The sequence below is a fragment of the Bacillus sp. JJ675 genome (assembly GCF_036963165.1).
Classification (GTDB): Bacteria; Bacillota; Bacilli; order Bacillales; family Bacillaceae; genus Bacillus; species Bacillus glycinifermentans.
The window spans coordinates 68787-85778 of sequence record NZ_JBALMR010000009.1 but is presented as its reverse complement, the minus strand read 5'-3'; the positions used below and the strand labels follow the sequence as shown (position 1 = coordinate 85778).

Annotated in this window: 16 protein-coding genes; 3 read left to right on the top strand and 13 right to left on the bottom strand. The window is 47.3% G+C overall.

The genetic code is table 11. The features are described 5' to 3' along the window. Position 1 precedes the first annotated feature (1 nt). The 10 genes from V7126_RS02775 to V7126_RS02730 form a co-directional block, all read right to left on the bottom strand. Entirely contained in the window at positions 2-853 is an 852-nt protein-coding gene (locus V7126_RS02775) for a sugar ABC transporter permease (protein ID WP_335496599.1), read from the bottom strand. Continuing rightward, positions 854-2161 (bottom strand): carbohydrate ABC transporter permease, encoded by a 1308-nt coding sequence (locus tag V7126_RS02770; RefSeq protein ID WP_335496596.1) that lies wholly within the window; start codon positions 2159-2161, stop codon positions 854-856. A gap of 41 nt (positions 2162-2202) precedes the next feature. After that, a complete protein-coding gene (locus tag V7126_RS02765; protein WP_335496593.1) occupies positions 2203-3456 on the bottom strand; it encodes an extracellular solute-binding protein in 1254 nt (417 codons plus the stop codon). 92 nt (positions 3457-3548) lie between these two features. Continuing rightward, complete coding sequence (locus V7126_RS02760; protein ID WP_335496590.1) at positions 3549-5324, bottom strand: glycoside hydrolase family 13 protein; 1776 nt, start codon at positions 5322-5324, stop codon at positions 3549-3551. A 113-nt stretch (positions 5325-5437) separates the two neighbouring features. Beyond that, positions 5438-6388 (bottom strand): LacI family DNA-binding transcriptional regulator, encoded by a 951-nt coding sequence (locus V7126_RS02755; RefSeq protein WP_335496587.1) that lies wholly within the window; start codon positions 6386-6388, stop codon positions 5438-5440. A gap of 136 nt (positions 6389-6524) precedes the next feature. After that, positions 6525-8051, bottom strand: a complete 1527-nt coding sequence (gene amyS, locus V7126_RS02750; protein WP_438823788.1) for an alpha-amylase — start codon at positions 8049-8051, stop codon at positions 6525-6527. A gap of 135 nt (positions 8052-8186) precedes the next feature. Next, positions 8187-9569, bottom strand: coding sequence for a polysaccharide deacetylase family protein (locus tag V7126_RS02745; RefSeq protein WP_335496582.1), 1383 nt, complete (start codon positions 9567-9569; stop codon positions 8187-8189). 58 nt (positions 9570-9627) lie between these two features. Further along, a complete protein-coding gene (locus V7126_RS02740; protein ID WP_335496578.1) occupies positions 9628-10305 on the bottom strand; it encodes a DUF3298 and DUF4163 domain-containing protein in 678 nt (225 codons plus the stop codon). 179 nt (positions 10306-10484) lie between these two features. Beyond that, complete coding sequence (locus tag V7126_RS02735) at positions 10485-11003, bottom strand: DUF2269 family protein (protein WP_335496575.1); 519 nt, start codon at positions 11001-11003, stop codon at positions 10485-10487. An 85-nt stretch (positions 11004-11088) separates the two neighbouring features. Beyond that, entirely contained in the window at positions 11089-12054 is a 966-nt protein-coding gene (locus V7126_RS02730; RefSeq protein WP_335496572.1) for a helix-turn-helix transcriptional regulator, read from the bottom strand. Between the two features lie 92 nt (positions 12055-12146). Here V7126_RS02730 and V7126_RS02725 point away from each other — a divergent pair, with 92 nt between their 5' ends. Continuing rightward, entirely contained in the window at positions 12147-12569 is a 423-nt protein-coding gene (locus V7126_RS02725) for a VOC family protein (protein ID WP_335496569.1), read from the top strand. Positions 12570-12615: 46 nt separating this feature from the next. Here V7126_RS02725 and V7126_RS02720 read toward each other — a convergent pair whose 3' ends face one another. Further along, positions 12616-13455: a helix-turn-helix transcriptional regulator gene (locus V7126_RS02720; protein ID WP_335496567.1), complete on the bottom strand. Its 840-nt coding sequence runs from the start codon at positions 13453-13455 to the stop codon at positions 12616-12618. A gap of 107 nt (positions 13456-13562) precedes the next feature. Here V7126_RS02720 and fabF point away from each other — a divergent pair, with 107 nt between their 5' ends. Then, complete coding sequence (fabF, locus tag V7126_RS02715) at positions 13563-14798, top strand: beta-ketoacyl-ACP synthase II (RefSeq protein ID WP_175075855.1); 1236 nt, start codon at positions 13563-13565, stop codon at positions 14796-14798. 33 nt (positions 14799-14831) lie between these two features. Here fabF and V7126_RS02710 read toward each other — a convergent pair whose 3' ends face one another. Beyond that, positions 14832-15464 (bottom strand): homoserine/threonine efflux transporter, encoded by a 633-nt coding sequence (locus V7126_RS02710; RefSeq protein WP_046132005.1) that lies wholly within the window; start codon positions 15462-15464, stop codon positions 14832-14834. A gap of 150 nt (positions 15465-15614) precedes the next feature. Here V7126_RS02710 and V7126_RS02705 point away from each other — a divergent pair, with 150 nt between their 5' ends. Beyond that, positions 15615-16442 (top strand): TrmB family transcriptional regulator, encoded by an 828-nt coding sequence (locus V7126_RS02705; protein ID WP_175075854.1) that lies wholly within the window; start codon positions 15615-15617, stop codon positions 16440-16442. 30 nt (positions 16443-16472) lie between these two features. Here the strand turns inward: V7126_RS02705 and V7126_RS02700 are convergent. Continuing rightward, positions 16473-16992: LLM class flavin-dependent oxidoreductase (locus tag V7126_RS02700; RefSeq protein ID WP_335496564.1), on the bottom strand; the 520-nt coding region annotated here is incomplete at its 5' end.

The window sequence follows — 16992 nt, the reverse complement described above, 5'->3', positions numbered from 1 at the left end:
TCTATCCCTTCGTTCCGCCGGTTGTCAAACCGGACACAAAGTTTTTTTGCAGAAAAAAGAACAAGACGCAGATCGGCAGTGCGGCAAGGATCGCTCCGGCTGCAAACAGTGCGACTTTTTGCTGCTGCGGGTTCGATATGAACGACTGCAAGCCGACGGCTATGGTCATTCTTTCCGGCGAACGAAGCAGAAACTTTGCCAGCAAATAGTCCCCGAATGGCCCCATAAACGCCCAGAGCGCCTGCACCGCAAGCATCGGTTTGACCAGCGGCAGCACAACCGAGGCGAAGATCCTGAGATGCCCCGCTCCGTCGATCCGCGCCGCTTCATCGATTTCTCTCGGTACGGTATCAAAATAGCCTTTCATCAGCCATGTGTTCATCGGAATCCCGCCGCCGATATAAATCGCTGTTAAAAACCAGTATTGATCAAGGGCTCCTATCAGCATGGCGAGGACATAAAAAGCGGTAAGCGCCGCCATCGTCGGCACCATTTGAATGATCAAAAAGAAGACCAGGCTCTTTTTTCTGCCGGCAAACCGATAGCGGCTGTACGCATAGCCGGCAATCGTCACGACGGCAACCTGCAGCACCATGACCGACACGGCGATGATAAGGGTGTTGCCGTACCATTGAAGATAAAGCGTTTCTTCAAACAACCGCCTAAAATGATCTAATGTCCAGGAGCCCGAAACATCGAGCCGAAAAGCCGCGACATTTCCGACGCGAAATGCAGATGAGGCCGTGATCAGCAGCGGATAGATAATCACAACGCTTAAAAGGACCAAAAATAAATAGGTAAAGATTTGATTCAGCGTCCTTGCACGCCGCACGTTTTCAAACATCCCTTTCATCTACATCACCTCCTCATTGCCAAACGCATTCGATTTCTTGAAAGCGATCAGGGAAACACCAATGACAATGAAAGAAATCAACAGCGTGACAGCAGCGGCGACTGAATATTGCGGCGATGTGCCTGTCGTGAGCTTATAGATCCAGGAAATTAAAATATCGGTTGACCCTGCGCCTGCTCCCGCGCTGCCCGGTCCTCCCTCATTGAATAAGTAGATGATCGAGAAATTATTAAAGTTGAAGGTATACTGGGTGATCATTACGGGTGCTGTCGCAAATAAAATCATCGGCAATGTGATATGCCGAAAACGCTGAATAAAAGTCGCCCCGTCAATCTTTGCCGCTTCGTACAACTCGCCCGGAATCGCCTGAAGTACGCCCGTCACCATGACATAAATATACGGAAAACCGAGCCACGTCTGAATCATAATCAGAGCCGCCTTCGTCCAGAACGGATCGGTCTTCCACGGGATCGCGGGCAGCTCCAAAAACGGCAGATGATTCAACAACGGAATCACCTGCGTGTTCATGGCCCCTGCGCTGTCGTTGAAGATGTTGGCAAAGCTCATAATCGTAATAAAAGCCGGAACCGCCCACGGCAGAAGGAAAATCATCCGAAAGGTCCGTTTCCCTTTAATAAAGTCCTGATTGACGATAAGCGCCGTCGCGATGCCAAGAACGATTTGCAGCGTTGTCGCACAGATCGTCCAGACGACCGTCCAGCCCAGTACCCCGGCAAAAGTCCCCCGGTAGGAGCCGAGGAAAAAAATATTCAAGAAATTTTTGAAGCCGACCCAGTCGATGAGCCTGCCGGGCGGAATATGATAAAAATCGTAGTTTGTAAAAGCGATAAACAGCGTCACCATGACTGGGAAAATAATGACAAATATCATCATGATGTATGCCGGCAGCGTTAATAAATACGGAAACCCTTTATCCCACGCATTTTTGATCATATCCCCGGCCGTCCTGTTAATCTTCAGGCCCGCCGCTTTCATCCCGGCGGTCTTCTGTGCATCGTAAATCGCAAAGGCCCAGAACATCAAAAACATCAGCGTTATAATCAATTGCAGCGTGCCTTCTATCAGCAGAAACAGCGAGTGATCTTCTCCGGGAGCGCTTCCCAAAGTGATCAAGCCCGTCAGCGCGCGAATGCCGAAAACGCCTAATTCACAAGCAAACAATCCTGTGATGACGAGAAAAAGAATCCCTTTTGAAAACTGACGGTTCGCGATCTGCCCGGCCCCTGGAATGATCGATAAAAGCACCGCTTTTCGGTGCTGTTTTGCAAGTGTTTGGTCTTTGTTCATGTTTTCCGCCCTCTTTTTCTTCCGGACGCTAACCCGCCGTTTTATTTCGTATACTTTTCCTTAATATTTTCTTTGATGACACCTGCAGCATCATCCGCTGATTGCTGTGCTGATTTTTTTCCTGATGGCGCATCAAAAATCAAACTTTCCGCGCCTGTCCATACTTCGGCCATTTCCGGAATATTCGGGGTCGGAGTTGCGGTCTCATATTGTTTAATAACCGCTGACGTCAGCTCGTCCTTTTGCTTGTCCGCCTTTTTCCTTGCAGCCAAGTTGGCCGGGACTTCGTTTGTCTGATCATAAAAACGGTAAGCATTTTGATCGTTTGCCGCATATTCAAGCCATTTTTCCGCGAGTTCTGGTTCTTTTGTATATTTAGATGCCGCCCAGCCTTTACCGCCGGCAAACGGGGCGTACTCTTTTCCATTCGGCAATGCCGGTATTTTGGCTGCTCCGTAGTTCAGCTTGGCCTCCTTATAATTTGAAGCAGACCAAGGCCCTCCTATCACAGCCGCTGCTTTGCCGTCCATAAACGTTTGCTGAATAAAATCGTCGGCGCTTGAGTTGTCCTGCATCCCTTTCGGCCAATATTCGTTAAACCATTTTCCCGCATATTCCACCGCTTCTACAGCTCCTTTGCTGTTGAGCCCGATGTCTTCGGAATCTGTGCCGTCTTTGCCGAATACATAGCCGCCGTAACCGGCCAGCAAACCGTATGACATGTAAAAATCGGTCCATTTTGCCAAAAATGCGGTTGATTTTCCTTTTTCAGAAGAAAAGGAAAACCGCGGGTCTTTCGTTAAATCCTCAAGGTCTTGAAACGTTTTTGGCGGAGCTTTCAGCAGATCTTTGTTGTAATATAAGACGAGTGTTTCGATGACTAAAGGCATCCCGTAGACTTTGCCGTCAATGGTCACCTGCCGCATTTCTTTATCGCCGAAGCTTTTTGTATCAGACGGTTCGATGTCAAGCAGATGCCCCTGCTGGCCCAAGCCGCCGATGCGGTCGTATGCGGCAAGCATGACATCAGGCGCATTGCCTGCAGGACCGTCGAGAGGAAGCGCTTCCAACTGATCAAACATCGGTTTTTCCACAATTTTTATTGTTGCATTGTTCTCTTTTTCAAAATCCGCTTTGATGCTTTCGACGTAATCCTTATACGTTTCTTCAACGGACACGGTCAGCACTTTTTTTCCGTCAGACCCCGCCGCATCCTTCGAACCTGAACAAGCCGAAAGAGTGAAGACAAGGACTGACGCAAACAATAATGCCAAACCTTTTTTTACATGTGCCATCTTTTTTCCCCCTTCTATCAAGAATCTGTCATCATTGTAATCCTCGATAGAAAGCGGTTACAACAACTTTCGGATTGTTACCGGTAACAGAATTACACTGCGCCCAAAATAAAAAATTCCCCCGGATGAATGTCAATCACATCTGTATGATGAAGCCGCTTTTCTGTCCACGCATCGTATAATTTCCGATGCTCTTCGACCTCATCCTGCAAACTGATGCGGCGGACTTCGCTCCCTTGATGAAAGAAAAAGATCAGTTTTTTGCCGCCGCCGACCCGCGAAAAGCTGATAAAGCCGCGCTGATCATCCAGCACGTTCCACTCGAGGCGCCCATAAGTGAATAACGCATTCTCCCGTTTGCGCAATGCGATCAGCCGCTTCATAAACGCAAGCATTTCTTTGTTTTGCTTGTCTTCTTCCCACACCATGCACTTCCGGCACAACGGATCATGTCCGCCGTCAAGCCCGATTTCCGTCCCGTAATAGATGCACGGAGAACCTGTCTGGGCAAACATAAAGGCCAATAAAGACCGCACCTTTTTCTCATCATGGCGGCACCTGGTCAAAATCCGTCCTGTATCGTGGCTGTCGAGCAAATTAAACATCGCTTCATTGACCTGCTGCATCCCGTTCATCAAATGCGCGTTTATACGGTGTGCCATTTCCGATGGAAGAATCGCCCGGTCCGCAAAATACTGTATCATCGGCTCTGTAAACGGATAATTCATTACCGCATGAAATTCGTCTCCTCTAAGCCAAGGTTCGGCTGAATGCCAGATTTCCCCCAAAATATACACGTCCGGCTTTTCGGCAGATACGGCTTGCCTGAATCTCTTCCAAAAAGCGTGATCGACTTCATTTGCCACGTCTAAACGCCAGCCGTCAATGTCAAATTCGCGGATCCAGTACAGCGCAATATCAAGCAAATACGACTGAACATCCGGATTGGCGGTATTGAGCTTCGGCATGTCGGGCGTAAACGCAAACGTATCATAACGGCCTTCTTCGACGGGAAAAGAATGAATGTGGAACCAGTCTTTATAGCGTGATCGTTCGCCGTTTTTCACGACGTCCTGCCACTGCGGCGAAGCGCTGCCGATATGATTGAAAACGGCATCAAGCATGATTCTCATCCCCCGGCCGTGAAGCTCATCGACCAACGTACGGAAAAGCTCCGGATCGCCGAAATGCGGATCGATGGAATAGTAATCCAATGTGTCGTATTTATGGTTGGAGGGCGCGGAAAAGATCGGCGTCAAATAGATTCCGTTAACCCCCAAGTCCTCCAAATAATCAAGATTGTCGATGATCCCCTGCAAATCCCCGCCGAAAAAATCGTGTACGCCCGGGTCCTTGCTTCCCCAAGGCAAAGCATTTTCCGGTGACAAGTCTTCTCTGCCGTTTGCAAAACGCTCCGGAAAAATTTGATACCAAATCGTTGATTTGACCCATTCAGGTGCTTGAAACGCATCAATTTCATGAACAAACGGAAATTTAAAATAATGGTGAATCGCCGCCAGCGTTTTTTCGTTATACGGACAGGCGCCCGAGCTTCCGTAAAAAATATCCTCCTGACCGGCGCCTCTTAAAGCAAAAGCGTATTGCAGCCGTCTATGCGGCGGCACCACTTCAATAAACCAATAATCATGCGCTTCTGTTACGGCGATTTTTTTCATCTGCTGCTCTGTCCTCAGCCACCTGCCGGCCTTCGTATCCTCTTCTGCCGCGTACTCGTAAGGATCGCCCCAAATCAACCGGACTTCATCGGCATCGCCTTTTTTCGTGCGGATCTTGATATGCAGTGTCCTCCCGTCATAAGGATAGGCATAAGAGCTGAAAGGCTGATGATGTATTGCTGCATATTCCATTCGTTTTCCTCCTTTGCATTTGATTTATGCTGACCGGCCACACGTTGAAATTATCATGCCGTAATCAGAGGAACAATCTTTTTCATCCTGTTAACGGTAACAGAATCATGCTCTTACAGAGTCGATTCCCGCACGATCAGCTCCGGCTCAAAAAATCGATTCCCTTGAGGGGCTCCGCCTTCATTTATTTTTTTCAGCAGCGTTTTTGCACATGCTTCTCCCATTTCAACGACGGGCTGTCTGACCGTTGTCAAGCGGGGCGATGAAATGCGGTCGAGAAAAACGCCGTCATATCCGGTGACTGCCGTATCTTCGGGAATTCTCTTCCCCAGAGACTGGGCCGCACGGATGACGCCGAGCGCAATGCGGTCGGAAGCGCAGACAAACGCAGCCGGCCCCTCCAGAGATGCCAGCAGCTCTTTCGCCAGACATTCGCTTTTTTTTGAGCTGTTTTCCATTCGGAACATCCTTGCTTCTTTCAATCCTTCATTCATCGCCTGAAGATATCCTTTTTCCCTCGAGCGTTCAAAGGGCTCATCCAAATCGATCCCAAAAAAGACGACATTCCTGTTTCCGAGGCCCATGACGTGGCGGGTTGCCATATAAACGCCTTTTTCGTTGTTCACATCGATAAAATCATAGCCCATTTCGTTTTGCCCAAAAACGACAACCGGCTTTTCAAAAGCCTTGATCACTCCTTCAAAATCAACTTTTCTTAAGCCCGTCGCAATAATCCCGTCGCATTGGCCGATATTGAGAGATTTCCTTGTCACAAGCTGCAATGCATAATGATGGCGATCCAGCTCCCGGCTGATCCCGGTCAACAGGTTCATATAATAAGGTTCTGTCGTATCCATTTCCTCAAGGATGAGCAGCTTCACAACCTGTGTTCTGTTTTGAACGAGCGCTCTTGCCGCATAGTTAGGAATATAATTCAGCTCTTCCATCGCAGAATGAACCAGCTTCTTCAGCTCGTCCGTCACCGTCTCAGGATGATTGATCACCCGCGATACCGTCATTTTCGACACATTTGCTTTTTTTGCTACATCTGACAACGTTGCCATTTTTCATCCCGCCTCACATGCGCTTATTCAAACTGCCCGGAACTGAAGACAATTTGTTAAAATGTATTATATTACGTAATCAAAGCGAAGAAATAAAAAAGCAGATTTCCTACAGGAAATCTGCTGCCTGACCTTATCACCTCTGAACATAAATCGAAACCGAGCCGCCGTTCACATGAAACTGCCCCCAGCCGTCCGAATTAATGGTAACGGAATCTGAGCGGTTCCCGGTGATGTCATACCATGTCTCTCCGGCATTTTGCCGGCCTGCATACATCCACTTTGATCCGCCCGGACCGTCTGTGATTAAAGCCGCCAAACCTGATCGATCGACAGATGGATCGCCTTCCCTCGTCCAGCCGGCGATATCGTGATGATCGAAATAATCGTGCTGCTTTCCGTATGCATAGTGTTTGCGCGCCTTTAAAATCGGCTCTATTTTACTTTTGAGCGGGGGAATTTCCCGCGATGACGAGCCTTTCGTCCCGTACACATCCCCATAGAAAACCTGCGGGTAGCCGGCTTCCCTTGTCAAAATAAACGCATAAGCGAGCGGCTTAAACCACGTTTGTACCGTAGACTCGAGCGATTGTCCCGGCTGTGTATCATGATTGTCGACAAATGTAACCGCTTTCAAAGGATGTTTGGAAACGACCGTTCCGTTCAGCAACTGTCTCATATCATAACCGCCGCCCTGCGAAGATGCGGCATGCAAATTATAGTGGAGCGGCACATCGAAAACGGAATGATTAAAGTTTGTTTTATTCAAGTAGTTTTCGAGTTCGCCAAGATGATTTTGCCAATACTCGGCCACCGTGAACATTTCCTTGCCTGTTGTTTGCCTGACAGCATCCACCCAATCGCGCAAAAACGAAAATTTAATATGTTTGACGGCATCGAGACGAAAGCCGTCCAACTGCAGCTCGTTTGCATACCAGGTTCCCCATCGTTTCATTTCCGCCGCAACATCGGGATGATCATAATCAACATCCGCATACATCAAATAATCGTAGTTGCCGTTTTCGCTTGATACTTCCCAATCCCAGGCCTTCCCTTGAAACTTATAGATGCGGTTCAGCTTTCTGGACTCGTCCCAATCGGTTCCGTCGAAATGATGCCAGCGCCACTTAAAATCGCTGTAAGTGCTGCCGCGCCCGGGGAAATCGAATCGCGTCCACGCTTTGATTGGATACTCTCCGGATGTTTCCTGATTCCGGTCGCCCTGGTTCACTTCAACCGCGGTTACGTCCTCCGCTTGATCGGCACCCGCCTTGTGGTTAAGGACAACATCGCCATACACTTGGATGCTCTCGGAATGAAGCGAACCGATCGCTGACTGAAGCTCCGTTTTTGTCCCGTATTTCGTCCGCACCGTCCCTTTTTGATCAAACTCTCCCAAATCGTACAAATCATACGGACCGTATCCAACGTCAGATTGGCTCGTCCCCTTGTAGGCCGGCGGAATCCATACCGCCGTTATTCCGATGTCCGATAAATATCCCGCATCATTTTGCAAACGCTTCCAATGTTGTCCGTCATTGGGCAGATTCCATTCGAAATACTGCATCAGCGTGCCGTTCAGACTTGCTGCATCCGTTTTCGATGCCGGCAGCATAATGAAAAGCAGCAGCACGCAGCATAAAAGCTTGCGCTTGAAAACCATTTTCCTCTCCCCTTTCTTCATGATCATTGATCATCATATAATAGAGAGAATTTTTAGACAAATATCATTTTTCCTATAATTCCCACGGGATAAAAATATGGAGAAAGCATTCGATTGAACACTTTCTCCGCAGTCTTAATGCCCTCTTTGTTTTTGAATCTCTTCAAGCTGTGTTACCGTAACCAGTTTATAGCCTTGCTTTGTTAACCGTTTGATAATCTCCTCGGCCGCGCTGGCGGATGTAGCGTAAATATCGTGCATCAAAATGACTTTTCCGTCCCCTGCACGGCTCATGACATGATTGACGATGTAATCTTTGTTTTTATATTTCCAGTCTTCCGGATCCACGTCCCATAAAGCGATTTTTAAATTCGTGAGCCCGCGGACGGAATCGTTTATGCCGCCGTATGGAGGCCTTAAGTGTGTCGGAAAATGGCCGCTGATTTTCTCAATGATGGTCTGAGTATCATTAATTTCCTTATATGCCCTTTCCTTTGAAAGCCTTGTGAGCAATGGATGGTCCCAGGAATGGTTGCCGACTTCATTTCCTTCCTTCAGCATCCTTTTGATCGTTTCCGGGTAATATTGGGCTCTGCTTCCCAAGACGAAGAAAGTCGCATGGCCGTCGTATTTTTTTAACGCGTCAAGGATTTTATTTGTCGGAGCGGGGTTCGGACCGTCGTCAAACGTCAACGCGATGAATTTGTCATTCGGATTCACGCGGATTTTTTCCTTCGGAATCGGAACGGCGCCTTTATGCTTCGGCTTTTCCTGCGCCGTCTTATTTTTTATCATGCTTTTATATTGATCTCGCAAAATATCTTTTAATTCGTCTTTTTCGATTTTGACGGACTGCTCCAAGCCTGTCTGCCCTTTCTCAAAATAAAATTCGATCTCGTCTTCAAGAAGGGCGAAGCGGCTGAAGTTCTTTTCAAGAGGGCTTGTTCCCTCCCTTAACAGGTCGGCGTCTGCGTTAGGATTTTTGCGTTTTAATTGTTCATAAGAAATGTTTGCGATCCTGTACAGAAAATCGGAGTTTTTCACAAAAAGATCGTCCAGGTCAAGCATTTTTTTGTGCTTCAAATCGGCATTGAACGTTTTGATCGACGTCTTTCCCACTCCGCCGGTTTCTATGTATTCGGTTAAAACAACCGCAGCAGCCTGCTTTGAATAATAGGCAACCTTATACTTGATATTTAATTCAAACGGCCCGCTTTCTTTACGGGCGCGCGCTTGTTCGTTTTCTTTCTTAAAACGGTTCAGTTCTCCGTCGACGTATTTTTTTAACCTGTCATCGATTTCTTTTATATGAAAAACCGGGTAATGGACAGCATACCTCTCTTGTTCGCTGTCGCTGACCAAAGATTCGACCCCGATGCCGGATCGGCCGCTGCCCTTTTCTTGTTTTTTGGCCTCTGCATGGCCTGCCGCCTTATTGGAAGAGCACCCCGCCAACACTATGAAAATACTAATAAAGATTACGATGTTAATCCATCGATTCGATGGTTTGACAGACATCCTTCTCACTCTCCTGCTTCAGTTCGATACGTTAATCCTGCCTAAAAAAGATGTCTGCCTAATATAAAAATGAAGAAGGAATCTTAATTTCCTGGTTTCCGGAAGAAGACGGCCCGATATCATACTGCTGAAATACAATGGAAATCCCGCTGTCCGTAAAATAAAACGCAGTATCTTGATCTAAACGGATATCGCTCTTTTTAAGGTCAGAATAAAATTGTTCCGAATGCTTGTTAATATAACTGAAAATGTAGTTTTTCGCTTTCTCGATTTTTACCTGATTATTTAACACGTCCAGCAGCGTAATCCGCCTATGTTCATTTAAATCATAGTTATAGGATGTGGTGGTATACACCCCGTGCGCCCCGCCGGTATATTTGTAGTCATAGATGAAAAAGCTCAGCCTTTCCCCGTCGTTGTAATTTACTTTATAGGACGTTTCATACGCGCTTTCCCCGCCGCTTTGAGCCGCCTCTTTTTTCAACTTTTCATATTCTTGATAAGAGGCTTTCATATGGCGCCCAATCGCATTATTGATCATTTTCAAATCCTTGTCTTTTAAATCGCTGAATTTCGGATAGGACAAAGATTCTTTCCCCTTGTAAACCTCCGTATAGACGGCCGCTTTTTTATTAGGGGAAGCATTGATAAGCGATGAACTCTTATTGATCGTAAACAGCAATAAAGCCGTTAGGACTAAAAAACCTAATGCCGCCATTGCTTTTTGTATCGACATATCTCAAGTTAAACCTCTTTCAATCTCATGATTTTTAATCTTTGTAACATAAATGTAATATTTATATCACATTTGTAATGATACTTAACTTTAAATCTCGCGTCAACCTTTTGAGACAAAAAAGACACTCTCAAACTCTTTGAGAATGTCTTTTTATCGGCAGATGACGCTTTTTTTTTTTAGGATTCATTCTTTTTCGGCGCCGTTTTTTTCTTTTTCCACGGCTTTAATACAGAAATGCAAATGATAAAAACCGTTATTGCGGTTTGGACAATGGCGGCATATTGTCTTAAAGTGTGATTGTGCATGAAAACGGGGCTGTTCAAAGCCGAAGCTTTCCCCGCCTCAAGCATCGCCATATTCGCTTCCATCAATTGATCGACGATAAAGATTCCGATGAACGTCTGGATGATGAAAAGCACCCATTTTACCGCGATCCATCTATGCTTAAAAAATCCCCATTTTGTAAAGATGCCGTATAGAAGTCCGATGAGCAAAGTGCCGACCGCTCCGATTCTGATGATATAATCGCTGATGATTACGGTATGCCGGTAGAAGTCAAACGTTTCATGATACGCAGCCAAATTCACCGCAAAGTTCAATGCCAAAGAGCTCATGATGCCGCCGAAAAACAGGGCCGCTAATAAGATATGAGCGATTTTCAGCCATTTCATCCCTGCCGGACCTAATGTCTTCAATCTATTCCTCTCCTTTAACAATCAGTCCTGTCAAGTGTAGCAAGGAATCCGGCGTTCAAACATGAGCCCGGGTCTTAAAGCAAGATCAACCCGGAGTTGTATTTTTTTCGTATTGATTTATCATGTCAAGCAGCGTATCCTTTGTCTTTTCGATTAATTCTGAAGGCTTTTCAATAACGGCTTCCCGGCCGTAAGAAATAAAATACTCGGAGAAGAAGCCGAGGTCGCGCCGTGAGATATGTCCTTTCAGAACCCCGGAGCCGTCTTCTCTCCGGTGCAGCTCAATATGCGGCCATTTGACGGAGCCGTACCGCTCTGCGCCCTTTTCCGTCAGCTCGACACGGAGCTCAAGCATATCCCGGGGGAGAGCGAGAACTGAAAACCGGTTTTTCAAATCAACATCGGCCAGGTCAATCGGCTCCGTCTCATCGTCCCGTTCCGCAAAACTGATGCGGTCGCATCTGAACATTCGATAATCATTTCTCAAAAAACAATAGGCCGGACAATACCATTTTCCTTGATTTGCGTATATGCCGATCGGCTGAATCTTTCTCTCCGTGGCCGCGCCGCCCGACTCATAACTGATGGCGACGACTTCCTGCCGAACGGCCGCATCCAGCAGCAATCGCAAAAACGGGATGTCGTCTTTTTGCTGATGGGCAGAGAAAAAATCAACGCGGTCTTTCATGCTGTCGATCGTTTCCCTAATATCTCCGGCAAGGTTTAAGTAAAATTTTTTCTTGATTGATTCGTATTGGGCGTCAAACGGCAGAGATATGTAATGCCTTAACGCATGAATCGCAAAAAAGATCGAGACCGCTTCATCCTCGCTGAACGCGATGGGAGGAAGGATTCTTTCGCTTAACACTTGGTAACCGCCGTGCGGCCCCGTCTCGGAATAAAGGGGAACCCCCATCTCGCTAAGCTCCTGCAAATCCCTCAGCACGGTTCTTTTGGAAACCCCGAATTCCTGCGCCAACTCTCCAACAGTAAATCGCTTCTTTCGATTCACCATCAACATCATTTCATTTAATCTTTTCGCTTTTGACATGTATACCTCCAAAAAAATGATAACCATGACATAAGTTGTCACCATTATAATATACAATCGCTTTAGATCAACAAAAAAGGAGATGTTTCTTTATGTCATTACAGCTCACCCCGTACATCCTGATGGACGGAAAAGCAAAACAAGCAATCGAGTACTATCGGGAGGCGTTAGGCGCCGAGGTCGTCTTTCAACAGACGATAGGAGAAGGGCCTGAAGATGAAGCAGCAAAATTTGAAGAACACGAATTAAACTTTATCGCGCACGCCGTATTAAAAATCGGCGAAACAAGCATCATGATCGCAGATATCATCCCGGAGCTGCCTTTTCAAAACGGGAATCAGCTCTCCATCTGCGTGACGGCGAGCGAGGTTTCCGAAGCAAAACGGCTCTATGAAAAACTCCGGGAACAAGGAAAGGTCGTGATTGAACTCGAAAAGACTTACTTCAGCCCGGCATACGGCATGGTCATTGATCCGTTCGGCGTGACCTTTCAAATTTTTGCGGCGAGAACGTGATTCATGTAAAGGGGCCTTTCTTAATAGAAGAAAGGCCCTATGACAATCACCGCGATTCGACCAGGCGCTTCAGCTTGGCTTCGGTTTCCGTATTTTCGACAGGCGTATAGACGCTGCATCGCAAATCGGCATCCCCCTGCACCTGCAGCGACGTCAGGTTAAACAGCATTTTTCCGGCCCTGGCGTGGCGGAATTCAATCAATACTTCCGGCGCCGAGCTTACCTCGCTTTCATTCCACAATTTATGAAATTCCGGATAGGCTTGTTCCATCTCTTCTATGAACTGCGAGTACCAGTCATCGGCAACATATTGCCCGTAATACGTTCTGAAAATGGCGATAAATCCTCTCACAAAATGCTCCCAGTTTACCGCAAGACTCCGGAATTCCTTTCTTGAAAACAGTAGCCGTATAAGATTTCTCTCTTCTGGCGGAATTTGGTCAAAGTTTATAAACACATGGGCTGCTGCCTCGTTCCACCCGACAATGTGGCACCTTCTGTCTGATATGATCGTCGGGCAATAGCGAAGCTCCTGCAGGATTTTGCTCAAAGCCGGGCTGATCTTTGTCTCGGTTTCAATCGGGGACGCCTGTTTCACCCCTTCTTCAAATGCAAGGGCATATAAATAATTCCGCTCGTCCTTGTTTAGCTGCAAGGCATCTGAGACGGAATCCAATACCGCGGCGGACACTTTGATATCCCTGCCTTGTTCCAGCCACGTATACCATGTTGTGCTGACGCCTGCCAATTGAGCGACTTCTTCCCTTCGTAAGCCCGGCGTTCTTCTGCGGGTGCCTGTCGGCAGTCCGACCATTTGCGGATGAATTTTGGAACGCTGGGTTTTCAAAAACTCCGATAGCGCTTGAAGTCTTGTTTCAGGTTTCATGTGCGTCTCCTTTCTTATCATGGTACTCATTATACTATGATAATCTACAACTTGTAATAGGATACGAAACCGTTAAAATTGAGAATATATTCAAGGGGGGAATTGCTATGAAAAGAGTCGTCATTACCGGTATGGGAGTTATTTCTCCTCTGGGCAATGATGTCAATACGTTTTGGAACCGTTTAGTTAGCGGAGAATCCGGAATATCTTCAATCGATACACTGGATACTTCCCAGCTCAAAACAAAAATAGCGGGTATTGTCCGCGACTTTGACGCAGAAGGAAGATGGGGAAAGAAGGAAGCCAGACGATTGGACCGCTTTACCCAGTTTGCCTTGGCAGCCGCTGAACAAGCGCTGGAACAATCCCGATTGCAGCTTGATAAGACCAATCGTGAACGTTTAGGCGTATATGTCGGTTCAGGAATCGGCGGCATTCATACATTGATTGACCAGGTGAACGTAATGAATGAGCGGGGGCCGGGAAGAGTAAGCCCAAGCCTGGTGCCGATGATGATATCAAATGCAGCAGCGGCTCAAATCAGCATCAGATTGGGAGCGCTGGGCCCGTCGTTATCACCTGTAACCGCATGCTCCATCGGGAATACTTCGATTGGCGAAGCATTTCTTGCGATTAAAAACGGTGAAGCCGATATCATCTTTGCCGGAGGAAGCGAAGCTGCGATTACGGAATTGTCATTGGCCAGCTTCGGAAATGCCCATGCTTTGTCAACGAGAAACGATGAGCCTGCCCGGGCAAGCCGGCCATTTGATATTGACCGGGACGGCTTTGTAATGAGCGAAGGTGCAGGTATATTGGTATTGGAATCATTGGAAAGCGCCGTATTAAGGAATGCCCCTATTTTATGCGAAGTCATTGGCTATGGCGCGAGCTCGGATGCGCATCATATGGTGGCATCGCATCCTGAAGGAAAGGGAGCATATGCGGCGATGAATAATGCGCTTAGAAAAGCGAATATAGCAGCTGATGAGGTGGATGTGATTAGCGCTCACGCCACAAGCACGCAGGTTGGCGACCGTTCTGAGGTTTTGGCTATCAAAAAACTGTTTGGCGATCACGCCGGCAAAGTCCCGGTTACTGCCAATAAATCGATGCTTGGCCATATGCTCGGCGCAGCCGGCGGTGCAGAGGCCATCGCGTTGGCGGAAAGTTTGAGAAAAGGCATCATCCCGCCGACGATGAATGTGGACAATCCCGATCCGGAGTGCGACTTGGACATTGTACGGGAAGGCGCCCGCAAAGCCTCACTGAATGTCGGACTGTCAAACTCATTTGGGTTTGGCGGACACAATTCCGCAATCGTATTGAAGAAATATAAATAAAAAAGGAGTGAGTTCTGTTTCTCACTCCTTTTTTTAATTTAACCCGGTTTTGATGCCAAAGCCTACCAGCACCAACCCGGCTGTTCTTTGAAAGACCTTCTGAAACTTTGCGTTCCTCAGCCATTTTTTTGCGAAATCAATGAGATAAACAAGGATCAGAAACCAAAACACGGCCAGGAAAGTAAGGATTAACGCGAGCACAATCAATTGCTGATTCACGCTTTCCTTCAAATTGACAAATTGGGGCATGATCGTGATATAGACCAAAACGGTCTTTGGATTGAGAATATTGCTTAACAAGCCCTGTAAAAAAGAATCTTTATAGTGGCGCTTTGAGGAATGTTTAAGGTTCTCGTTTTGCACTTGAATGTCTTCCATCGAAACGGCGCTTTTGGAAAAGAAACTTTTTACGCCTAAATAAATTAAATAGGCGGCCCCCAAATATTTGATCGTACTGAAAAGAACCACAGACTTCGCAATGGCAACGGCTAAGCCAAGAATGGCAATCAGCGTCCAGAAGGAAAGTCCTGTCGCCAATCCGAGAACATTGCAGCGGCCCGCATTCGGACCGTACCGAAGCGTGTTTTTCACAACCAGCATCGTATCGGCTCCCGGTATGACGACCATCATGGCGGCAATCGCTATGTATGACACAAGGCTATCCATACGATGTTCTCCCTCCATACACGATATTTTTATAGTGACTACCTGAGTAACTACTTAAAAAGTGTATCAGTGCGCTTGAAAAAAATCAATACGTCCGGCTAAAATATGAGTTACAAAGGTAGCGACTATTCCTTGACGTGAGGAGGATCTATGAAAGATAACATTTTAGAAATATTAAAAAACCTGAATTTCACCGAATATGAATCAAAAGCATACCTCGCTTTATTAGAAGAATCTCCGCTGACAGGCTATGCAGTGGCAAAAAAATCCGGCGTCCCGCGCTCAAAAATATACGAAGTCCTGGAAAGCCTTGTGATTCGCGGGGATATTTTTGTGAGCTACGGCAACACGCCGCAGTACATTCCCGTACCTGCCAAAGAGCTCATTAAAAACCGCCGCTTAAAAGCGGAGGAGACGTTTGAACAGGCTGAAAAATATTTCGAGAAGTTCGAGCGTTCTGCAAACGACCGCGAAAATATTTGGAACATTACAGGACGAAGCGAAATCCTCGATAAAGTAAAGGCGTGCATTCTATCCGCCCAAAAAAGAATTCTTCTGGAAATTTGGAAAGAGGATTTTAAAGAAATTGAATCAGAACTGAAACAAGCCGCAGATAAAGGCGTCATCGTTACGATTATCGCCTACGGCGGCATTGAGGCAGATTTCGCGAACGTATACCTGCATGACAGGAGCCGCGAGATTACAGAAGAGTATGACGGCCGGTGGCTTGTATTCAGCGTAGACGATTCTGAAGTCGTAGCAGGCATCGTCTCGCAGGGGAAAGACAGCCGCGCCGCTTGGACGATGCACGTAGGCCTGGTGATGCCGATTACGGAAGTGATGATCCACGATCTGTACCTCATGGAAATCATGGCGAAGCATCGCGGCGTACTGGAGGAAAGCTTCGGGGAAAACCTCATCAATCTGCGCCGCAAATTTTCGATCCATCCCGATTTTAAAAAGCATTACATGAAATAAAGCGGCCCGCACAATATGCGGGCCTCGTACTTATTGCGCCGCTTCCCAGCGAGACACTTCCTCCCTGACGCGCGGCGCCGTTTCCTTTCCAAAAAGCTCAATCGCCTTCATGACTTCTTCATGCGGCATCGATCCAACCGGCACATGGAGCATAAACCTTGTGATCCCTACATGTTTCCGAAGATGAATGATTTTTTCAGCTACGGTCTCAGGATCCCCGACATAAAGCGCTCCTTCAAAGCTTCGTGCAGCATCAAAGCTTGAACGGGTATACGGCCCCCAGCCGCGCTCACGGGCGAGCGTATTCATCGCCTGCTGAGTCGAAGGGAAAAACTGTTCGGCAGCCGTCTCCGTATCCTCGGCAATAAATCCGTGTGAATGAGAGGCGACTTGGAGCTTTGAAGCGTCATGCCCCGCATGCTCGGCCGCTTTTTGATAAAGCTCAACAAGCGGAGCAAAGTGAAGCGGACTCCCTCCGATGATGGCAAGGACGAGCGGCAGGCCGAGCAGCCCCGCGCGAACGACGGATTCCTGGTTTCCCCCGCTCCCG

Excerpts from the sequence above, each read along its gene's own strand:
- V7126_RS02775 (WP_335496599.1), bottom strand. The coding sequence starts at position 853 with ATGAAAGGGATGTTTGAAAACGTGCGGCGTGCAAGGACGCTGAATCAA.
- V7126_RS02770 (WP_335496596.1), bottom strand. The coding sequence starts at position 2,161 with ATGAACAAAGACCAAACACTTGCAAAACAGCACCGAAAAGCGGTGCTT.
- V7126_RS02765 (WP_335496593.1), bottom strand. The coding sequence starts at position 3,456 with ATGGCACATGTAAAAAAAGGTTTGGCATTATTGTTTGCGTCAGTCCTT.
- V7126_RS02760 (WP_335496590.1), bottom strand. The coding sequence starts at position 5,324 with ATGGAATATGCAGCAATACATCATCAGCCTTTCAGCTCTTATGCCTAT.
- V7126_RS02755 (WP_335496587.1), bottom strand. The coding sequence starts at position 6,388 with ATGGCAACGTTGTCAGATGTAGCAAAAAAAGCAAATGTGTCGAAAATG.
- amyS (WP_438823788.1), bottom strand. The coding sequence starts at position 8,051 with ATGGTTTTCAAGCGCAAGCTTTTATGCTGCGTGCTGCTGCTTTTCATT.
- V7126_RS02745 (WP_335496582.1), bottom strand. The coding sequence starts at position 9,569 with ATGTCTGTCAAACCATCGAATCGATGGATTAACATCGTAATCTTTATT.
- V7126_RS02740 (WP_335496578.1), bottom strand. The coding sequence starts at position 10,305 with ATGTCGATACAAAAAGCAATGGCGGCATTAGGTTTTTTAGTCCTAACG.
- V7126_RS02730 (WP_335496572.1), bottom strand. The coding sequence starts at position 12,054 with ATGTCAAAAGCGAAAAGATTAAATGAAATGATGTTGATGGTGAATCGA.
- V7126_RS02725 (WP_335496569.1), top strand. The coding sequence starts at position 12,147 with ATGTCATTACAGCTCACCCCGTACATCCTGATGGACGGAAAAGCAAAA.
- V7126_RS02720 (WP_335496567.1), bottom strand. The coding sequence starts at position 13,455 with ATGAAACCTGAAACAAGACTTCAAGCGCTATCGGAGTTTTTGAAAACC.
- fabF (WP_175075855.1), top strand. The coding sequence starts at position 13,563 with ATGAAAAGAGTCGTCATTACCGGTATGGGAGTTATTTCTCCTCTGGGC.
- V7126_RS02710 (WP_046132005.1), bottom strand. The coding sequence starts at position 15,464 with ATGGATAGCCTTGTGTCATACATAGCGATTGCCGCCATGATGGTCGTC.
- V7126_RS02705 (WP_175075854.1), top strand. The coding sequence starts at position 15,615 with ATGAAAGATAACATTTTAGAAATATTAAAAAACCTGAATTTCACCGAA.